Genomic DNA, 662 nt, shown 5'->3' with positions numbered 1-662 from the left:
TACCGCCAGATGGACGAAGCAAGCCTGGAACCCATCACGGTTGGACTGGATCGCGGAGTCGTGATTCCAGTCTATCCATCGGAAGGTGAACCATTTGAGTTTACCCCGGAACAAAAGCACACGTTGGACCACTGTGACCGACAAATCAACCGCCAGCAAAAAAGATTGTCGCGCCAGGTCAAAGGGTCTCGCCGCCGGGAACGGACCAAACGAAAGCTCGCCCGGTATCACGCCCGGAAAGCAGATGTCCGGCGAGACTTTGCCCATCAGACCAGCCATCGGCTGGCGACCTCTGACCACTGGATATTTGTGGTCGAGGATCTCAAAATCAAAAACATGACCGCCAGCCCGCTGCCTCAACCCAAAGCCGATGGAGACGGATACGAACCCAACGGCGCGGCGGCCAAAGCTGGACTCAACCGGAGTATTTTGGCGGCGGCCTGGGGAATGGTGGTCATGTTTCTCAAATACAAGGCGCTTCGGCGTCGAAAACTGGTGATCAGCGTTTCACCTCACCATTCATCGCAAGAATGTGCCCGGTGTGGCCACATTCATCCCGCCAACCGCGTGAGCCAAAGTCAGTTTCATTGTCAGCGGTGCGGACACGTTGCGAATGCCGACCACAACGGCGCTCAGGTGGTGAAAAAACGTGGGATTGCCGC

At 56.6% G+C, this 662-nt stretch carries 1 protein-coding gene; it reads left to right on the top strand.

Features of this window, described 5'->3' with window-relative positions; translation table 11 throughout:
- The coding region (locus tag HY774_28135) for a transposase (protein MBI4752377.1) at positions 1–662 on the top strand (662 nt) is incomplete at both ends.

The organism is Acidobacteriota bacterium, assembly GCA_016208495.1.
Classification (GTDB): Bacteria; Acidobacteriota; Blastocatellia; order Chloracidobacteriales; family Chloracidobacteriaceae; genus JACQXX01.
The sequence above is the reverse complement of the archived record's forward strand: the minus strand, read 5'-3'. Positions and strand labels throughout refer to the sequence as shown.